The following is a 17887-nucleotide window of genomic DNA, read 5'->3' on the forward strand; positions in this document are numbered from 1 at the left end:
CTTTATCTAGGGGTAACTATAAACAATGTTTTTTTTCAGCCAGCCACTACACCCATGTAAATTAGCGTTAAATAGGATTCATTCTAGGATCTGCATGACTATGCTTAAGCGTAACCTTTTTTCACTCAGAGCAATAATTATGAAGCTACTCCAATACGCTATTACTATGGCACTGCTTAGCGGCTTTGCTAGTGTCGCCCTCGCTGAAGATACTCAAAAACACGCCGATGCTTGGCAAAATAGCCAAGGCTGGTGGAATGCAACGGATATTCCCGCCTTTGACCAAAGCAAAATTACCCAGCAAATGCCGTTGGTAAAAGTGCAGGGCAATAAATTTGTTAACGACAAGGGCGATCTGGTGGTATTTCGCGGGGTGAATATTGCCGATCCAGACAAGCTTGTTAGTCAGGGGCACTTTACCCGCAAACATTTTGAAGTGATCAAAAGTTGGGGGGCGAATGCAGTGCGCATTCCGGTGCATCCCTCAGCCTGGCAAAAACGCGGTAAGAAAGCTTACTTGCCAATTTTAGATCAAACCATTCAGTGGATTAATGAGCTGGGCATGTATGCCATTGTGGATTGGCACTCGATAGGCAATTTAAAATCAGAGATGTACCAAAACAACAGTTACTTCACCACCAAAGCGGAAACCTTTGATTTTTTCCGCACGGTAGCGGCGCGCTATAAGGGTGTGAACTCGGTTGCCCTCTACGAGATTTTTAACGAGCCCACGGTTTATGGTGGCCAGTTGGGTATTTTGAAATGGGCAGATTGGAAAGCGATTAATGAAGAGGCCATCACCATTATTCAGGCGCACAATCCCAATGCGATTGCTTTAGTGGCGGGTTTTAACTGGGCCTACGACTTAACGCCCATAGCCACTGCACCTATAGAGCGCGACAATATCGCCTATGTCAGTCACCCTTACCCCATGAAAGTCAAAGCGCCCTTTGAGAAAAACTGGGAGCGCGACTGGGGCTATGTAGCCGATAAGTATCCGGTCATATTGACCGAAATTGGCTATCAATTAGCAACCGATAAAGGTGCGCATGTTCCAGTAATTGACGATGGCAGCTACGGCCCGCGCATCACCAAGTATGCAGCAAGTAAAGGTATTAGTTGGGTGGCCTGGTGTTTTGACCCAGACTGGTCGCCGCAATTAATTGCCGACTGGGATTACACCCCAACTATGTCGGGCAAACATTTTCGCGCGAGTATGTTAAAAGAAAATAAACACTAAATTGAAAAATCCCGCCACCGGCGGGATTTTTTTTAGCGCTCGTTAAACGGGTTAAGCGGATAGGCTTTTTAGATTAAGGTCATCGCTTTTTACTTAAACGTCTTACGCTCGTCAAATGCCTGCCGAACGCGCATGACGGTGTCTGCCGTCTTTGCAAACTATATGTCCTCGGGGTAGTTTGCGTGGTGATTCTTTTTATTAATAGCTAGAGCGGGGCGTAGTATCTGGGTTTATCTCCCCGTAAACTTCCTCTGGGTCTATATTATTTAAAAATAATATTTCTCTAACCATTTGAATATGTTCAAGCACCCGCTGGTAGTTGTCACCGTATTCGTACTTGTTTACTTCAATAGCCTTTGGCATATAGGTAAAAGCAATTTTTAAGGCCTGGAGTGTGTCTTCAATGAGTGTTTCAGTCATGGTGAGTCCTGTTGGTAGTTGTTATATTGGGGCGTCAGTCAATTTTGGTACCGTTGAAAAAGCTTTTCCGTTTTGGCAGCCATAATTAAATCGTTTTCATGCAGCCCATTTATTTTATGCGTCCACCAGTTTACGGTGACCTTTCCCCATTCAGTGAGCAGTGCAGGGTGGTGGTTATATTCCTCAGCCAATAAACCTATGGCATTGCTTAGTGCCATAGCCTCCACAAAGTTTTTAACTTTATAGGTTCGCTTCAATTGTTCGATGCTATCAATTTTTACTAGCTTCCAGTCGGGTAATTGAGTGAGCGCTGCTTGTATTTGTTCAGGCGTGACTTTGGGCGCGTCAATGCGGCAAGCGCTGCAGGTTTTTTCGCTAAGAGGGATCATGGGCTGGTTCCCTTAATTGTTATGTGAATTCGTATTGTGCCATAGGCGATATAGAATGTTGAGACTACCGCTAATCACCGTTCGCGCGTAATCCAATTCAGGGTATACGTAGGTTGCTGGTGAGGAATGAACCGTAACATGACCATCTACCCGCAACCATCAAAACCAAAATAGATATACGTTAATTGGGTTTTTTGAATTAAATGTTGTGCCGTCGGTGAGGACGAATGTTGCGGTTCGTTCCTCACCAGCAACCTACGCGAATGTGTGAATAGATGAGTAGGGCCAGTCTTGTGCGTTGCTTACGTAACCATGTTTTACAGGGTTATTGTGTATGTATTCAATGTGGTTGTTAAAGTCCTGTTGATCGCGGATTGCATGCTCCCAAAAGCGGCGCTGCCAGATCCCGCGTTCGCCTCTTTTGAGACGGCTGCTTTTAATTAATTCATTTTTGGCAATGCGACGGGAGAAGTTGGCTTTGATTAATGCCCAGCGAGTGGAGTAGTCGCAGTCATTGTGCGGTAGTGTCCACAAACAGTGTAGGTGATCAGGCATTACCACCATTGCATCAATCTCAAATGGATGGTTTTGTTTTACCGTTTTAAATGCCGCCCGCAAACAATTAATTTCCCGTACCAATAAATCGCTCTTACGATCTGCCAAGGCCAAGGTAAAAAAATAACAACCGCCCTCAACATAAACCCGCCGATATTGCATAAACCCTCCTTGTAATTAACCAATTCCCAAATGTTACCTGCAATCTAATTCAAGGTGCTTCGTAGGTTGCCGGTGAGGAACGAACCGCAACATGACCATGCATCCGCAACCACCAAAACCAAAATACGTGTGCCCTTAATTGGTTTTTCGTATTCACAAAACAATGTGCCGTTTGTGATGGTTAATGTTGGGGGCCGCAAGCTCACCGCCAACCTACGGTCTCGCCGTGCTGGCCCCCACCATGTCAAGGTGGTGCTCTAACGTAGGTTGGTGGTGAGGAACGAACCCCAACATGACCATGTGCCCGCGCCAACCAAAACCAAAATGCGTGTGCCCTTGATTGGTTTTTCGTATTCACAAAACATCGTGCCGTTTGTGATTACGAATGTTGCGGTTCGCAAGCTCACCAGCAACCTACATTAACCCAACCTACGGGCTATGTATCCGCGCCAACCAAAACCAAAATACGTGTGCCCTTGATTGGTTTTTCGTATACACAAAACATCGTGCCGTTTGTGATTACGAATGTTGCGGTTCGCAAGCTCACCAGCAACCTACGAAGCACTCTGTAGGTTGCTGGTGAGGAACGAACCGCAACATGATCATGCCTCCGCAACCCCCAAAACAAAAATGCATGTGCCGTTGGTTGGTTTTATGTGTTAAAAAACAATGCGCCATTTACAATTATGAAATAAATTGCAACAAACCCCAGTACGATAGGGGTGAAAAACTCTAGTAAGAACCATCTAATATTTTGTATTTTACAAAACAACCTGAACCAATTGTCGAAGCGCCATAGAGCATCTGAAGTACGATGGTGCGTTAGTGCTTCGGTGACTCTATTTAATATTTTTTCAACTTCTTGGTTGTGGTGACTAATGTTTTCTGGCTGTGGTTTGGCGGCAAGTTTCCCCAATTCCTTTAAATCATGATTTACAATGTCTGTGATATACGCATATAAAGTCGTTTGTCTAATTTTAGTGTCTACGTCCTCAGTCGAAATTTGCACACCTCCACCACCCCAGCCACCCGTATCGAGTGCCGTGAGGCGTGCCCTCCATTCATAAAAGGGATTCCACAGATGCCCATGAAAAATGGATAATTTGGTAGGCAAGAAGGAATAGCAATACGGTCAATATATGAGAATTTGTTAATCCTTCTAGTCCAATTCCTAGCACAGTTGAGCCGGTGCCTACTTTGATTGATGAATTTGTTAGGAAAATTGTGGTGACGCTTAAAAAGAATAGTTGTGCCCTTATTATTTTTGCATTGGCATCGTGTCCCAAAAAAACGGGGTGTTCCAGCAGGTGCTTAATTTCCGATTCCGATTTTTCCACGCCTAAAACTCCATGTCTTAAATGGTTAATACTTCATACGGCGTTGATTGGTTTTTCGCAATCGTAAAACAATGTGCCGTTTGCGAATACGAATGTTGCGGTTCGCAAGCTCACCAGCAACCTACATCAAGCCTATCCTGTGTGCTTATTTGGAGCAAAAAAATGGGGGCAAGATTGCCCCCACGTTTTTATTACAACGGATACACCAAGATTAAAATCGCAAGTGCTTTAATAATCGAGGCAATGTCGATTGTAATTGTCAACTTCTTGGTACTAAAGGTGAACATTTTCTGTTCCTCAATAATTCCCAAGCCGGCTTAGGATAATTAACTTATCCTCGGTTTAACGTGGTTGATCACCACGCCAATCAGAGACTTGCGGCCTCATTCATGGATTTTTGCTGATAGTTCGAATACCAGCATCGGAGTGTCGAACCTCAGTTGATCATCGCCTCTGGCGAATAAGCTCTGCTTACTTGACTTTCTGAGCACTCCTCTTTGATGAGCAAGCCACGGACTTGCTTCACCGCAGTTCTTTTTTAAAAAATCAATCCCAGCTCAACGCCCCACCAGTCTGATATTCAATCACTCGTGTCTCAAAGAAATTCTTCTCCTTCCGCAAATCCATAATCTCACTCATCCACGGAAACGGATTTTGTGCGCCTGGATACTGCTCTTTCAAACCAACTTGCGCGCAGCGGCGGTTGGCGATGAAGTGGAGGTATTCTTCCATCATTGCGGCGTTCATGCCGAGTACGCCGCGTGGCATGGAGTCGCGGGCGTATTGAATTTCCAGCTCGGTGCCTTCCAAAATCATTTGGATAACTTCCTGCTGGAATTCAGCGGTCCACAAATGCGGGTTTTCTAATTTGATTTGGTTGATTACGTCTATACCAAAATTCAAATGCATGGATTCGTCGCGCAGTATGTATTGGAACTGCTCGGCGACGCCGGTCATTTTGTTGCGGCGGCCCATGCTGAGAATTTGGCTGAAACCGCAGTAGAAGAAGATACCTTCGGTGACCACATAGAAGGCGACTAGGTTGCGCAGCAACTCTTGGTCGGTTTCGGGGGTGCCGGTGTTAAAGGTTGGGTCGCTGAGCGACTGGGTGTGTTTTAGGCTCCAAGAAGCTTTGTTGGCCACACTGGGTAATTCGCGGTACATGTTGAAGACTTCGCCTTCGTCCATGCCTAAAGATTCGATGCAGTATTGATAGGCGTGGGTGTGAATCGCTTCTTCAAAGGCTTGGCGCAGAATGTACTGGCGGCATTCGGGATTGGTAATGAGGCGATAGATAGCCAAGGCCAAGTTGTTGGCGACCAGCGAGTCGGCGGTGGAGAAGTAGCCAAGGCTGCGCATGACCAAACGGCGCTCGTCTTCGGTGAGGCCGTCTTTGTTACGCCACAGGGCGATGTCGGCGGTCATGTTTACTTCTTGCGGCATCCAGTGGTTGGCGCAGCCGTCGAGGTATTTTTGCCAAGCCCAGTCGTATTTGAACGGCACGAGCTGGTTCAGGTCGGCGCGGCAGTTGATCATCATTTTGTCGTCAACTTGAATACGCGCGGCGCCCATTTCCAGTTCTTCTAGGCCGGGTGCTGGGTCCAAGTTGGCGAGGTTGGCGCGCGCTTTGGCGAGCTGCGGGCTGATGCCTGCTTCCTGTGCACTTTCGCCAAACGCGGTGTTGATGGCCTGTGAGTCGGCGGCAGCGGCGGTGGCCGTGGCTTTTGCTTGGGCTACTTGAGCCGGTGTTGCTTGGGCAACGGGCTGCGCGGCTTTGGCTTGGGCGCTGCTGATGGCGTCCTGACGGGCGCTTTCTTTTACCACTTCTTCGCTGTCGAATTCATCCCAACTTAACATGCTGATCCTCTTTAATTCTGTGTGCGTGTATCGCGTTTTTTGTGTCTCTGTTGCGGTTCGCAAGCTCACCAGCAACCTACATTCATGGCACCTTAAATTCATGGCACTGGCTATACATGGCACTTTGTAATTCGTGCCACTTGTAGGTTGGCGGTGAGGAACGAACCCCAATGCTTCGGTCTATTGGCAGGCTTCGCAGTCTGGGTTATCGAGCGAACATGCCAAAGGTACGGGTGCTGCTTGCGCAAAGCTGGATTCTTCTGCCGGTGCTGCTTGCGCAGGTGCTGCGGCGAGGCCGCCACCGCCATTGGCCGATACCTTGTTGAGCGAGCCGGTGTTAATGGTCGACTTCTCGGTGGTGGTGGCCGCTAAGGCGCGCAGGTAGTAGGTGGTTTTGAGGCCACTGAACCATGCCATGCGGTAGGTGATGTCGAGCTTTTTACCGTTGGCACCGGCGATGTAGAGGTTCAAGCTTTGGGCTTGGTCGATCCACTTTTGACGACGGCTGGCGGCCTCTACGATCCACTTGGGTTCTACTTCAAACGCGGTGGAGTAGATGGCTTTTAGGTCATCGGGGATGCGATCAATTTTTTGCACCGAACCCTCGTAGTATTTGAGGTCGTTAACCATGACCGAATCCCACAGGCCGCGCTCTTTAAGGTCGTGTACCAGGTGTGGGTTTACCACGGTGAATTCGCCTGAGAGGTTGGATTTCACGTAGAGGTTTTGGTAGGTCGGCTCAATCGATTGAGTAACACCGGTTATGTTGGAGATGGTGGCAGTGGGTGCAATCGCCATGACGTTGGAGTTGCGCATACCTTGGGTTTTTACGGTTTCGCGCAAGCTGGCCCAGTCGAAGGTTTGGCTGCGGTCGACTTTGATGTACTTTTCGCCACGGTTTTGCGCGAGCAGTTCAATTGAGTCAATCGGCAGGGTGCCTTTGCTCCATAAGGAGCCGTCGAAGGTTGAGTACTTGCCGCGTTCGGCGGCTAGGTCGCTTGAGGCTTGAATAGCGTAGTAGCTGACGGCTTCCATTGAGGTGTCGGCAAAGGCGACGGCTTCATTGGAGCTGTAGGCAATACGCTGCGCGTAGAGTGCGTCTTGGAAACCCATGATGCCGAGGCCAATAGGGCGATGGCGAACATTGGATTGCTTAGAGGTGGCGACCGCGTAGTAGTTGATGTCGATTACGTTATCGAGCATACGAATGGCGGTTTTCACGGTGGCGGCCAATTTGGCGTGGTCAAGTTTGCCGTCCACGATGTGTTGCGCCAAGTTGACGGAACCCAGGTTACATACGGCGATCTCTTCATTGGCCTTGGTGTTGAGGGTGATCTCAGTACACAGGTTAGAGGAGTGGACTACGCCCACATGCTGCTGCGGGCTGCGCAGGTTGCACGGATCTTTAAAGGTGATCCATGGGTGGCCAGTTTCGAACAACATGCCGAGCATTTTGCGCCACAAGTCGAGGGCACGCAGGGTTTTGAATACTTTGATGCGGCCTGCGGCAGCTTCGGCTTCGTAAAACGCATAGCGCTCTTCAAAGGCTTGACCGTACAAGTCGTGCAGGTCGGGCACATCGTTGGGCGAGAACAGGGTCCAAGGTTGGTCGTCGAAGACGCGCTTCATAAAGGCGTCGGGCACCCAGTTGGCGGTGTTCATGTCGTGGGTGCGACGGCGATCATCACCGGTGTTTTTGCGCAGGTCGAGGAATTCCTCAACATCCATGTGCCAGGTTTCTAAATAAGCACACACAGCGCCTTTGCGTTTGCCGCCTTGGTTTACCGCAACAGCGGTGTCGTTGGCGACTTTCAAGAAGGGTACAACACCCTGTGAGCGGCCATTGGTGCCTTTGATGTAAGCGCCCAGTGAGCGTACTGGAGTCCAGTCATTACCCAAGCCGCCAGCAAATTTGCTGAGCATGGCGTTGTCTTGGATGGCGCCGTAAATGCCGTGCAGGTCGTCGGGTACGGTGGTGAGGTAGCAAGAAGACAACTGTGGGCGCAGGGTACCAGCGTTGAACAGGGTTGGGGTTGAACTCATGTAGTCGAACGATGACAGCAAACGATAGAACTCAATAGCGCGGTCTTCGCGGTTGTCTTCTTCGATGGCGAGACCCATGGCAACGCGCATAAAGAAGACTTGTGGCAATTCGATGCGCACATCATTGCTGTGAATGAAGTAACGATCGTACAGGGTTTGCAGGCCTAAGTAGGTGAATTGTAGATCGCGTTCGGCGAGCAGGGCGCGGCCCAGTTTGTCGCAGTCGAACTTGAGCAATTCGGGGGAGACGAGTTCTAGCTCTACGCCTTTTTGCAAATAGACACCGAGCGCGCGTGGGTAGAATTCGGTCATTTCAGCCTGAGTGGCTTCGTGGGCTATGCCGAGGAAGGTCAGGGCTTCGCTACGCAGCTTGTCCATTAATAGGCGGGCGGTAACGTATGAGTAGTTGGGTTCTTTTTCTACGAGGGTGCGCGCGGTGATCACCAGCGAGGTGTTAACGTCTTTTTCGGCTACGCCGTCATAGAGGTTGCGCATGGCTTCATCGAGAATGGCTTTTTCAGACACGCCGCTCAGGTCGCTACAGGCTTCGCTGACGATAGTGCGCATACGGCCAATGTCGAGCAGCGCGCGGCTGCCGTCGTCGAGAATGACGTTGAGGCTGGGGTAATCTGGATCTGGCTCGGTGTTGGAGCCGCGTTTTACGGCGCGCATGCGCGCGTGTTCTTCGCGATAGAGTACGTAGTCGCGTGCGATTTTTTGCTCGCCCGAGCGCATGAGAATCAACTCAACTTGATCTTGAATCTCTTCAATATGAATCGTGCCGCCCGAGGGCATACGGCGCTTGAAGGTGGCGGTGATCTGCTGGGTGAGGTTGTCGACCATTTCACGCACGCGGGTAGAGGCAGCGGCTTTGCCACCTTCTACGGCCAAAAAGGCTTTGGTCATGGCGACAGCGATTTTGCTGGCATCGAAAGGCACTACAGTCCCATTGCGCTTAATAACACGCAATTGTCCCGGCGCCGTGGCTTTTAGGCCATTGGGGCCGCTGTGAATATCCTGTTGGACGGGGGTGCTGCTGTTGTTTTCAATGTTGGTGTGCATTTACGTTTCCTGTGTTGAGGTGTTATCCCATGTGCTCACTGGTTTTAGCTGTGTATATAGATGAAGCGGGTATAGCGCAGCGCCGGTAGAGGCTTAGGCCTATAGCGATTGCGCTGAGTACTACACCCAACAAGCCTATAAAACGACTGACTTGGCCGTAACAGCTGCCGAGTCTTAAAACGGTTAAAGCGATATATTTCCGCAGCTTTTAGCAGCTGTCTGGATATAGGGTGTGTGTTGCGATCTTACGTTTAGTGCGATCTTGCATTTGTTGCTTTGAGCTGTTGTGTTGGGCAATAAGTAGCTGTAATACCTGTAATAGCTAGCGGCTGTTGAAGGCTTTGTGTGCCATAGGCTGAAGCGCGATCAAACAGGGCTCCAGAGTGCCGTTTTGCACGTAAAACAATCATTTGTTGTTAAAATGCAACCACTACATCTTGTGGTGACTTATCCCCGCTACTGATTCCCCTAAAACCCGTAATGTTGGCTTTGTGGAGCGAAAACATTACTAAAAAGCAGGAGTTTTGGCTCAGTTGGGTAAAAACAACGGCGCGTTAGAGCTTGCTACTTAAGTGAGTGCTATGAGGCAACCCACGAGCAAGGCTAGACATTGAAACAATTCTGTGCTGCCTATAGATGGTGTCTGGCAGCGGGAAAAAGTCTATATCTAGGGGTTTATCGCGATTGGGCTACAAGATAATGCGCTTTGGTGATTAAAGCAAGCTGCCAAAATTGGGGGTTTCCTGTGGATAAGTTGTGTGCCAAGAGGGGAAAAGCTGGGGGAAAGGGCGTAAATACTGCACTTGCGCGGCTTAGCGCCTAGGTCTGAGTCAGAATTGGTTGTTAGACTTTTTTCTTATACTTTTTGCTGGTGGTTATGACTACATATTGTGTTTGTACTTTTTTGTGACAGAGTGCAGATTATTAGGCCAGAATTGACGAGAAATAAGCGCTTTGAGAAAATTTTAAGCGACAGCGGGCCGCGGAGGTAAAAGCGGTGATGGTAATGCTAAGAAATGGCAGTGTGATGACATGGATATAGAGATTGATAGAAGGGCGATAGAAGGGCGATAACCTAAGGCAGGGCTCGTGCTGAATTGTTTGCTGGCGCCTCACGGCAAGCTGAAACTTGTCTGAGACGCTAAATGGTTACTACCCCGAGCACTTAGGTGCGGGGGCAATAGGGTCACGCAAGGGTAGGGTCGGGGCTTTTATAGACCATGCGATTGCGTCCATTGTGTTTGGCTTCGTAGAGCGCGAGGTCAGCGCGTTTAAACACATCTTGAAAGCTTTCGTTACGCTTAACCGAGGTTGCGCCTACGCTCAGGGTGAGGTGGATGGGATTGGGGCTGTTGACTTCAAAGACGTGCTGGCTTACGGCAATGCGCAATTTTTCGCCGAGGCTGGTCAGCTTCTCTATATCGGTTTGCGGGCATACCAGAATAAATTCTTCACCACCCCAGCGGCCAAACACATCCGACTGGCGTGTGTTTTGTAACAGTACCTTGGATACCCCCGTCAAAATCCGATCGCCAACATCGTGGCCAAATTCATCATTGATGTGTTTGAAGTGATCTATATCAAAAATCAGCAGGCCGATTTGGTTTTTTTCGTAGTCGCCGCCAAAGAGCTTTTCGAGGAACTGATTGACGCCTGTGCGATTCATTACGCCGGTGAGCGAGTCGGTGGTGGAGAGGGTTTCAAATTCTTTTTTCTCTATTTCTAGCTTCTTGTAGTCGCTTTGTAGCGCGACAATTTTTTCATCGGCTTTGCGCGAGTTGATGTAAATGAAGTAAAAGCGACTAACACCTTCGAAAATAATCATTGTCATCCAAAAAATAAGAATGCCCAAGTAGAATGTTTCGGTGGCTATCCATGCGCCCACAAATTCAATTTTTTCAATTTTGACGATGTGATCGCCGGGGTTTACGAAGTCAAAACCAAAGGTGATGACGTTGCTGCGCTCTGGCTGAGCGTATTCGCGCGGTACATCGTAGTCTTGAATCCACCACTCAGCGACAGTGAATTCGCTAAACTTGACGTAGGTTTCTTCACGCAAGTTATTGGTGCGGATGATAGTGGACTGAAATTTAGCGGACATCAGTGGGTCGCCACGGTCGTAGGTGCTGTTGTAGTTGCGCATGAACATACGGATACGCGGCGCCGTGCCTTCATAGCTTAGCTTTAGTTTAAAACCGTCGAATTGGCTCAGGTCTACGCCCTTGGTGTAGTCGGGGTTAAAACTGAGTGAGTAGCCGCAGGAAAACTTATCTTCGCGATAGAAGTTGCAGCGCCAGATGTCATTGGCCTCGTCGAGCCACTCGGCAGATGACGAGCCGTCTTGATGGGTGTCGCCATAGAGCGAGTGGGGCACATTCGGGTTGGGGAAAATGGTGAAGGTACGCTGAGGCAGGTATTTTTGCGCAATGATGGCCATCACGGTGATTACGCCTGCGAGTAAGCGCAGAGCATTGTAGAGATTCGATTTCATACGTTGGTCATCGTCCATTGGTACCAAGGAGTAGCGGCTGAAAATCACTCTGGGCTGAATAGGGTCTTCTACGCTGTTTTGGCGTTAAGGTTTTAGTTTTTATAATCTTAGTATTTGATCAGTGTAGCCCAAAATTTCGCTGCGTCATTGAGCCTAAATTCAGTGAGAGTATCGACCGGTAGTGTCTGGTGAATTTTCCGCGCACCATAACCTTATGACGTTTTGGGTATTAAGCTATGGCGGCGGTTTGGACGTTGACGTTTAGGGGGCTTGTTTTAGCGATGTGCGGCGAGCAGCCCCATGCGCTCAATGGCTTGCATCATGGCGCGGGAGTTGTGGTATGAGCTTTTCCACATGCTGAGTGTGGGCTTAACAATCACCTTGCCGTGTTTATCCGTACCCCAGTGCCATTCGCCGGTTTTGCTATTAATAAGGTGTGCTTGAATAAAGCCCCAGGTACGCATGGTGGCGAAAAGGTATTTGTCGTCGCCGGTAATTTGATAGGCATTAATAAGGCCGACCAGTGCTTCTGCTTGTGGCCACCAATCTTTTTCGGATTGAGTAATACCTTTGCTGGCGGAGGCTTCGTTATAGAGTGCGCCGTCGGTGTCTATGCCCTCTGCTAATACGGTATCGACCATGGCGATGGCCAGTGTGCGGGTGCGTTTTAGCAGTGCGGGGTCGCCGAGTGCTTGTGCTGCATCGACCAAGAGCCAAGAAGCTTCTATATCGTGCCCAAAAGAGATCTCATCGCCTTGTACTTTCCAATCTGCATCCATATAGAGCGCGAGGTGATTGGTTTTAGCATTGAGCACCTTGGTGAGCATGATGTTGACTAAGGCGGTTAGCTGGGTGCGCAAGGTGTCGTCTGGCCAAGCGCGTAACAGGCTGGCGTAGGCTTCCATAATGTGCAAATGGGTATTTTGCGATTTGTCTGTTTTTACTCCGATGGTGGTGCTGGGTTTATTCAGGGGTGACCAGTCTTCATTCAGTGCTTCTATGTAGCCGCCATTCTTTTTATCGAAGGCGTGCTTCTCAATTAGCTGAAACAACTCTTTGGCGCGCTCAAGCGCCACCTTCTCGCCAGTAGCGCGAAAGTATTCTACATAACCGTAAATTCCGAATACCTGCCCGTAAATTTGTTTGTGCTTTTGCTCGGGGCTGCCAGTGGCCGTGACTGACCAGTAGAGGCCACCGTGTTTGCGATCCCAAAAGTTTTTTTCTAAATCCTTGTAGGCCATATCGGCCATTTTGCGCAGGGGTTCGGCTCGATAGCCTTCGTAGGCGGCTGAGTAGGTCCACAGTAAGCGGCTGGACATAAGGGCACCGCGCGCAGCTTGAGGGTTAGCTTTACCATCGGCGGCTACTTCGCCATAAAAACCACCCGTGGCGGGGTTGGGAGCATTTTTAATCCAGTAGGGCAGTATGTTGTTGAGCAGTTCTTCTTCAAAGTTGTGTGACATTTGCAATAGTGCTTGAGCCGAAGGCTGCGCGAGGCCGGAGTTAGCCAGCGCCAAGCTGGGCAGGACACAGAGCAATAGGCTGGTGAGGAGACGTTTCATGGGCGGTTTCCTTTGTGGGTTTAGGTCTTGTCGCGAGATGTCGTATTGACATTTTTTGTACGTTTTTAAAACGCTTATTTTTACACTGGTTGTGGTGGTGATTTAGGTGTGGCTTAGGTTGTCTGCTGCGTTCGAGATTGGGTGAACACTATTATTGTTATGTGGTAACGCTTGCACCTGAGGTGCGGGGGCAGTGTACCCCAGTCGACTATTTAGCTGTAGTGATTTTCTGTTTTGTGGTCGTGGCTTTTGAGTCCTACTAGTGGTCGCTAACCTGAGTGTGTTTAGTCACTCACTTTTTGCGGTTGTTTTTTGCGCTGTCGCCTCAGGTGTTTTTGCAAGATGTCGTTTTTACACAAAAGCTTCATAAATCTGTGACCTTTATGTCACAGAGGGTTTCTAGGATCAGTCGCGTGATTCCACTAAAACAAAATCCACTCGAGGAAACCCCCCATGCTTCACTTAGGTTCAAAGAAATTACTGCTCAGTACGGTAATAAGTAGTTTGATGTTGGCCGCTTGCGGTGGTGATGACGGTAAAGCGGGTGCTGCAGGTGCTGCAGGCGCCGCTGGTACACCGGGTGCCAACGGCACTAACGGCCTTACCAGCTTGACCAACATGAAAACCTTGGCCGCGGGCGCTGAATGTCAATACGGCGGTGTGGCGGTTCAAGTTGGTTTGGATGACAACAAGAATGGTGTGCTCGATCAAGCTGAAGTCGATTCAGAAGCCAACTTGTGTAATGGCAAAGCAGCGCCAAGCCTTATGCCTGCAAATACCAAATTAGTGTTTGAAGGTGTAGCGGCACCGGCAACCAATATCGCCAAGCGCGATATTTTGGTTTCACCCGTGAGTATGAAAGTGGGCGATAAGACTACTAGTTTGGATGTGCGCTACCACGCCTTGGCGCGTTCGGGCGACCAGTTTGGCAATGTGACCTTCGGTCAATTGGTTAACAGTGAAGGTCAGCCGCTATTTGGTGAAGACGGAGAGCAAAGCATTTCCGACTCCAACGAATTTACCTCGCTCTTGCCCATTGGCGACCGCTTGTTCTCGCTCTCGCAAATTGAATCGCGCCCAGGCGCTATGTTCCTGATGGAGCTGAATCAAGATGCAGGCAATGGCGAGCTGAGTGTTAAGCAAATGTGGCAGGTAGATCAGTCGGGCGTTAACGGCGGCTGGGTGCACTGCGCTGGTTCGGTAACGCCTTGGGGCACGCATTTAGCGTCCGAGGAGTATGAACCCAATGCCGCTAAGTTAGTCACTGGCGCTAACGCCATGGCCGACGCTTACACGGCACCGTTCCTCGATTATTTCAACAAAGATGAATCTCGTTGGAATCCTTATCAGTTGGGCTGGACTATTGAAGCCAAAGTAAATGCAGTGGGCAAGGCAGCACCTTCAGTGGATCTGAGCAAGCACTACTCTATGGGCCGTATGGCGTTTGAGTTGTCCTACGTGATGCCCGACCAAAAAACCGTGTACATGACCGACGACGGCACCAGTGTTGGCCTGTTTATGTATGTGGCTACTACGGCGGGTGATTTGTCCTCCGGTAAGCTGTATGCCATGAAGTGGGTTCAAACCAGCGCAGCAGGCGTGGGCGCGGCCAACTTGGAATGGATCGACTTGGGGATGGCAACTGATGCAGACATCAAGCCTTATGTTGATGACGGTATGAAAGTGGTCTTTACCGATATCTTCGACAAGGTTGCACCTGCAGCAGGTGTGTGTGCGGATGGCTTTACCAGCATTAACGCAGGCGGCAATGGCCAAGAGTGTTTGAAGCTGAAAACCGGTATGGAAAAAGTGGCCTCGCGTTTAGAAACGCGTCGTTATGCGGCTTACATGGGCGCAACTACCGAGTTGAATAAAGAAGAAGGTATTACCTTCGATCCAACGCGCAACAAGTTGTACTTGGCCATGTCATCGGTTGAGCGCGGTATGGAAAACTTTAAGAAGGGCGGCAGTGCTAGTAATTCTTACGATTTGGGTGGCCCAAACCACATCAAGCTTGATGGCTACAACCTTTGCGGTGCTGTTTATCAGTTGGATGTTGCCGCTAACACCACCATAGGTTCTGCTTATGTTGCTAAAAATATCGCGAAGCTGGTTGCTGGTATTCCTGCGGCTGCAGGCATAGGCAGCGATGCGATTATGGCCAACCCTGCTGCGTTTAATAACTCGGCCAACAAGTGCTACATAGATGGCATCGCCAGCCCTGATAACGTCACCTACATGAGCGGCTACGACACCCTGATTATTGGTGAAGATACTAGCTACCATCAAAACGACGTACTTTGGGCCTACAACTTGGCAGACGGCACCATGAAGCGTATTCAAACTACGCCTTATGGCTCAGAGACTACCTCTCCCTACTGGTATCCGAACATCAATGGTTGGGCTTACTTGACCAGCGTTGTTCAGCACCCTTATGGCGAATCTGACGAAGATAAGGACACGGGTGCAGGCGAACATCGCGCTTACACCGGCTATGTAGGTCCTTTCCCGGCTAAAGCTGCAGAGTAAAACTAAGGTTAAGTTGGGTGCAGGGATGCGCCCATCAACACAGCTTAAATCAGTAATTTTTGTTGATTCATTAAAGTGTCATTTGAATTGGCTATAACGTTCAACAAGGGATTGTTGATACTGCTTAAGGATTTATTCGGCTCTCAGGAAAAAGGATTAAGAGTAGGCAGGGAATGGCTATCAAGGAGTGAACCAAAAGGAATGACAGGGAAGAGCGAACCGCTAAAGGATATAGAGTAAGGAAAGGGTAAGGCTGGCGTTGTTGGGATTAGAGCGACAGCAACATAAGTAAGAAATATTAAGGATGAGTGAGGGGAGGGAGATGTGGTGACAAAACAGCTTAAACACTGCAAAAAGGTCACGCAGGACGCGCAGGGTCAAAAAACTATCGGGGAGCCTAGCTCCCTTTTTTTTCGGGAAAATTTTACATGACGATTAATTTTAAAAGCTATGTACAAGCATGGTGGGCATTTTTTGGCGCAACACTTTTTAGCGCGACATTTTTTAGTGTGGCAATGGCCGCCGATGTGTCGGCACCAGCACCTAAAGCTCCCGCCCTGCCAGATTACACAGTCGATTATTACAGCCATGAAACACCTTATATTCCCCCTCAGTGCTACACCGAGTCTGTACCACTCAAGGCTACCGCCAATGCCGTCGTTGCCGAGGGCGAGGTTGCCAACCCCTGCTATGCCTGTCACACCCAGGGCAAGCGCCCCAATGTGTTGAATGACAGCGAAACCCAGCAAAATTTCACCTTTCTCGGCCCCGCGCAAACCAATCCTTGGCGCAATTTATTTGTCGATCGTCGCGCGCAAATCGCCGCGCTCAAAGATGCCGACATACTGCGCTATGTACAGCAGGATAATTACCGCACTGCCGAAGGTGAGATAGCGCTGAATCAACGTATTGAAAAAAATCTCGTCGCGTTTGATGTGAACAAGAATGGTAAATGGGATGGCTACAGCCCTGATGCCTATTTCCAGTTTGATGGCAAAGGCTTTGATCGCACGCCACAGGGCGGTTATAGCGGCTGGCGCAGTTTTGCCTACTACCCGTTTTTAGGTGCTTTTATGCCTACTAATGGCTCTACCGATGACGTACTCATTCGCCTGCCTAAAGCGTTTCAAACCGATGAGCAGGGGCACTGGTCGGCAGCAATTTATGAAATTAATCTGGCGATAGTCGAGGCCATGATTAAAGAAAAAAATATTCCCATTGCCGAGGTGGATGAAAACACCTTGGGGGTGGATCTGAATAAAAATGGTGTGCTCGATAAAGCAACTGAAATTGTGTACGACTGGGCGCCGCTACAGCAAAAATTTATGAGCTATGTAGGTGTAGCCAAAACACAACTTGCGGCGAAAAAAATTCACCTAGCCGCAAAGCTTTATCCTGAAGGCACAGAGTTTTTGCACACGGTGCGCTACTTAGATGTGTCGCCCCGCGGTAAAGTCGGCATGGCCAAGCGCATGAAAGAGCTGCGCTATGCCCGCAAAAAATTCTGGGTCACTTATTTTGGCCATGAAACTATTGCCGGTGCTGAACTTAAAGAGCGCCACGACTTTCCTGATCGCCCCAAAACCATTGTGGGCAATGCAGAGGAAGGTGTAGAAGTGAGCCAAGGTTGGGTTTATCAGGGTTTTATTGAAGACGCACAGGGCGACCTGCGCCCGCAAACCTATGAAGAGCACGCAGTCTGCGCGGGTTGTCACTCGGGTACCGGCTCGCTGGTCGACAGTAGCTATGCGTTTTATCGCAAATTCCCCAGTAATCAATTTCAGCAGGGTTGGTATCACTGGACGCAAAAAGCCTTAGAGTCCATCGCCGAACCCAAGCGTGAAAGTGATGGGGAATATGAATACAGCTTCTATTTAAAACACAATCCAACCGGCGACGAGTTTGCCAGCAATACCGAAGTACTGAATAAATTTTACCGCGCCGATGGCAGCGCCAAAGCGGATGCTTTTGCGAAATTGCACGGTGATATTAGCTACCTACTCATACCCTCTGTGGAGCGCGCGCTAGCGCTCAATAAGGCCTATAAGCTGGTGGTTGAAGAACAGTCGTTTAACTTGGGGCGCGATGCGATTTTGGCACCCTTGCAGCAGGTGCATAAGTATGTGGAGCAAGATCAAGAAACGGGTATTACTGAGGCGTTGAATTTCTTCTAATTAAGCAGAACTTTCGTGCACAAAAAAAGCCGCTGATGAGGTGTCATCAGCGGCTTTTTAGCCATG

11 protein-coding genes are annotated in these 17887 nt (G+C 49.2%); 3 read left to right on the forward strand and 8 right to left on the reverse strand.

The features are described from left to right. Positions 1 to 139: 139 nt before the first annotated feature. Positions 140 to 1240: a glycoside hydrolase family 5 protein gene (locus AC0KUT_RS07115; protein ID WP_488834682.1), complete on the forward strand. Its 1101-nt coding sequence runs from the start codon at positions 140 to 142 to the stop codon at positions 1238 to 1240. Positions 1241 to 1438: 198 nt separating this feature from the next. On the opposite strand, the gene AC0KUT_RS07120 is transcribed toward AC0KUT_RS07115, so the two are convergent. From AC0KUT_RS07120 to AC0KUT_RS07155, 8 genes are all read right to left on the reverse strand, one after another. Next, positions 1439 to 1660: a penicillin-binding protein gene (locus AC0KUT_RS07120; protein ID WP_488834684.1), complete on the reverse strand. Its 222-nt coding sequence runs from the start codon at positions 1658 to 1660 to the stop codon at positions 1439 to 1441. A 38-nt stretch (positions 1661 to 1698) separates the two neighbouring features. Next, the gene (locus AC0KUT_RS07125; RefSeq protein WP_488834685.1) at positions 1699 to 2049 is read right to left on the reverse strand and encodes a 4a-hydroxytetrahydrobiopterin dehydratase; all 351 of its coding nucleotides are present in this window, start codon (positions 2047 to 2049) and stop codon (positions 1699 to 1701) included. Between the two features lie 255 nt (positions 2050 to 2304). Continuing rightward, on the reverse strand, positions 2305 to 2766 hold the full coding sequence (locus tag AC0KUT_RS07130) for an REP-associated tyrosine transposase (RefSeq protein ID WP_488834687.1): 462 nt from the start codon (positions 2764 to 2766) through the stop codon (positions 2305 to 2307). A gap of 652 nt (positions 2767 to 3418) precedes the next feature. Continuing rightward, the gene (locus AC0KUT_RS07135; protein ID WP_488834688.1) at positions 3419 to 3880 is read right to left on the reverse strand and encodes a hypothetical protein; all 462 of its coding nucleotides are present in this window, start codon (positions 3878 to 3880) and stop codon (positions 3419 to 3421) included. A 769-nt stretch (positions 3881 to 4649) separates the two neighbouring features. Further along, positions 4650 to 5960, reverse strand: coding sequence for a ribonucleotide-diphosphate reductase subunit beta (locus AC0KUT_RS07140; protein WP_488834690.1), 1311 nt, complete (start codon positions 5958 to 5960; stop codon positions 4650 to 4652). Positions 5961 to 6140: 180 nt separating this feature from the next. Continuing rightward, the gene (locus AC0KUT_RS07145; RefSeq protein WP_488834691.1) at positions 6141 to 9065 is read right to left on the reverse strand and encodes a ribonucleoside-diphosphate reductase subunit alpha; all 2925 of its coding nucleotides are present in this window, start codon (positions 9063 to 9065) and stop codon (positions 6141 to 6143) included. Between the two features lie 1186 nt (positions 9066 to 10251). Next, the gene (locus tag AC0KUT_RS07150; protein WP_488834692.1) at positions 10252 to 11556 is read right to left on the reverse strand and encodes a GGDEF domain-containing protein; all 1305 of its coding nucleotides are present in this window, start codon (positions 11554 to 11556) and stop codon (positions 10252 to 10254) included. Positions 11557 to 11831: 275 nt separating this feature from the next. Continuing rightward, positions 11832 to 13118 (reverse strand): AGE family epimerase/isomerase, encoded by a 1287-nt coding sequence (locus AC0KUT_RS07155; RefSeq protein ID WP_488834693.1) that lies wholly within the window; start codon positions 13116 to 13118, stop codon positions 11832 to 11834. Positions 13119 to 13571: 453 nt separating this feature from the next. Here AC0KUT_RS07155 and AC0KUT_RS07160 point away from each other — a divergent pair, with 453 nt between their 5' ends. Beyond that, on the forward strand, positions 13572 to 15647 hold the full coding sequence (locus tag AC0KUT_RS07160) for a PhoX family protein (RefSeq protein WP_488834695.1): 2076 nt from the start codon (positions 13572 to 13574) through the stop codon (positions 15645 to 15647). 428 nt (positions 15648 to 16075) lie between these two features. Continuing rightward, entirely contained in the window at positions 16076 to 17821 is a 1746-nt protein-coding gene (locus AC0KUT_RS07165) for a hypothetical protein (protein ID WP_488834696.1), read from the forward strand. The last annotated feature ends 66 nt before the right edge of the window (positions 17822 to 17887 follow it).

The sequence above is a fragment of the Cellvibrio sp. 25HG11W-0 genome, assembly GCF_057815475.1.

What these genes read in the sequence shown, in the direction of transcription:
- AC0KUT_RS07115 (WP_488834682.1), top strand. Translation starts at nt 140, where the DNA reads ATGAAGCTACTCCAATACGCTATTACTATGGCACTGCTTAGCGGCTTT.
- AC0KUT_RS07120 (WP_488834684.1), bottom strand. Translation starts at nt 1,660, where the DNA reads ATGACTGAAACACTCATTGAAGACACACTCCAGGCCTTAAAAATTGCT.
- AC0KUT_RS07125 (WP_488834685.1), bottom strand. Translation starts at nt 2,049, where the DNA reads ATGATCCCTCTTAGCGAAAAAACCTGCAGCGCTTGCCGCATTGACGCG.
- AC0KUT_RS07130 (WP_488834687.1), bottom strand. Translation starts at nt 2,766, where the DNA reads ATGCAATATCGGCGGGTTTATGTTGAGGGCGGTTGTTATTTTTTTACC.
- AC0KUT_RS07140 (WP_488834690.1), bottom strand. Translation starts at nt 5,960, where the DNA reads ATGTTAAGTTGGGATGAATTCGACAGCGAAGAAGTGGTAAAAGAAAGC.
- AC0KUT_RS07145 (WP_488834691.1), bottom strand. Translation starts at nt 9,065, where the DNA reads ATGCACACCAACATTGAAAACAACAGCAGCACCCCCGTCCAACAGGAT.
- AC0KUT_RS07150 (WP_488834692.1), bottom strand. Translation starts at nt 11,556, where the DNA reads ATGAAATCGAATCTCTACAATGCTCTGCGCTTACTCGCAGGCGTAATC.
- AC0KUT_RS07155 (WP_488834693.1), bottom strand. Translation starts at nt 13,118, where the DNA reads ATGAAACGTCTCCTCACCAGCCTATTGCTCTGTGTCCTGCCCAGCTTG.
- AC0KUT_RS07160 (WP_488834695.1), top strand. Translation starts at nt 13,572, where the DNA reads ATGCTTCACTTAGGTTCAAAGAAATTACTGCTCAGTACGGTAATAAGT.
- AC0KUT_RS07165 (WP_488834696.1), top strand. Translation starts at nt 16,076, where the DNA reads ATGACGATTAATTTTAAAAGCTATGTACAAGCATGGTGGGCATTTTTT.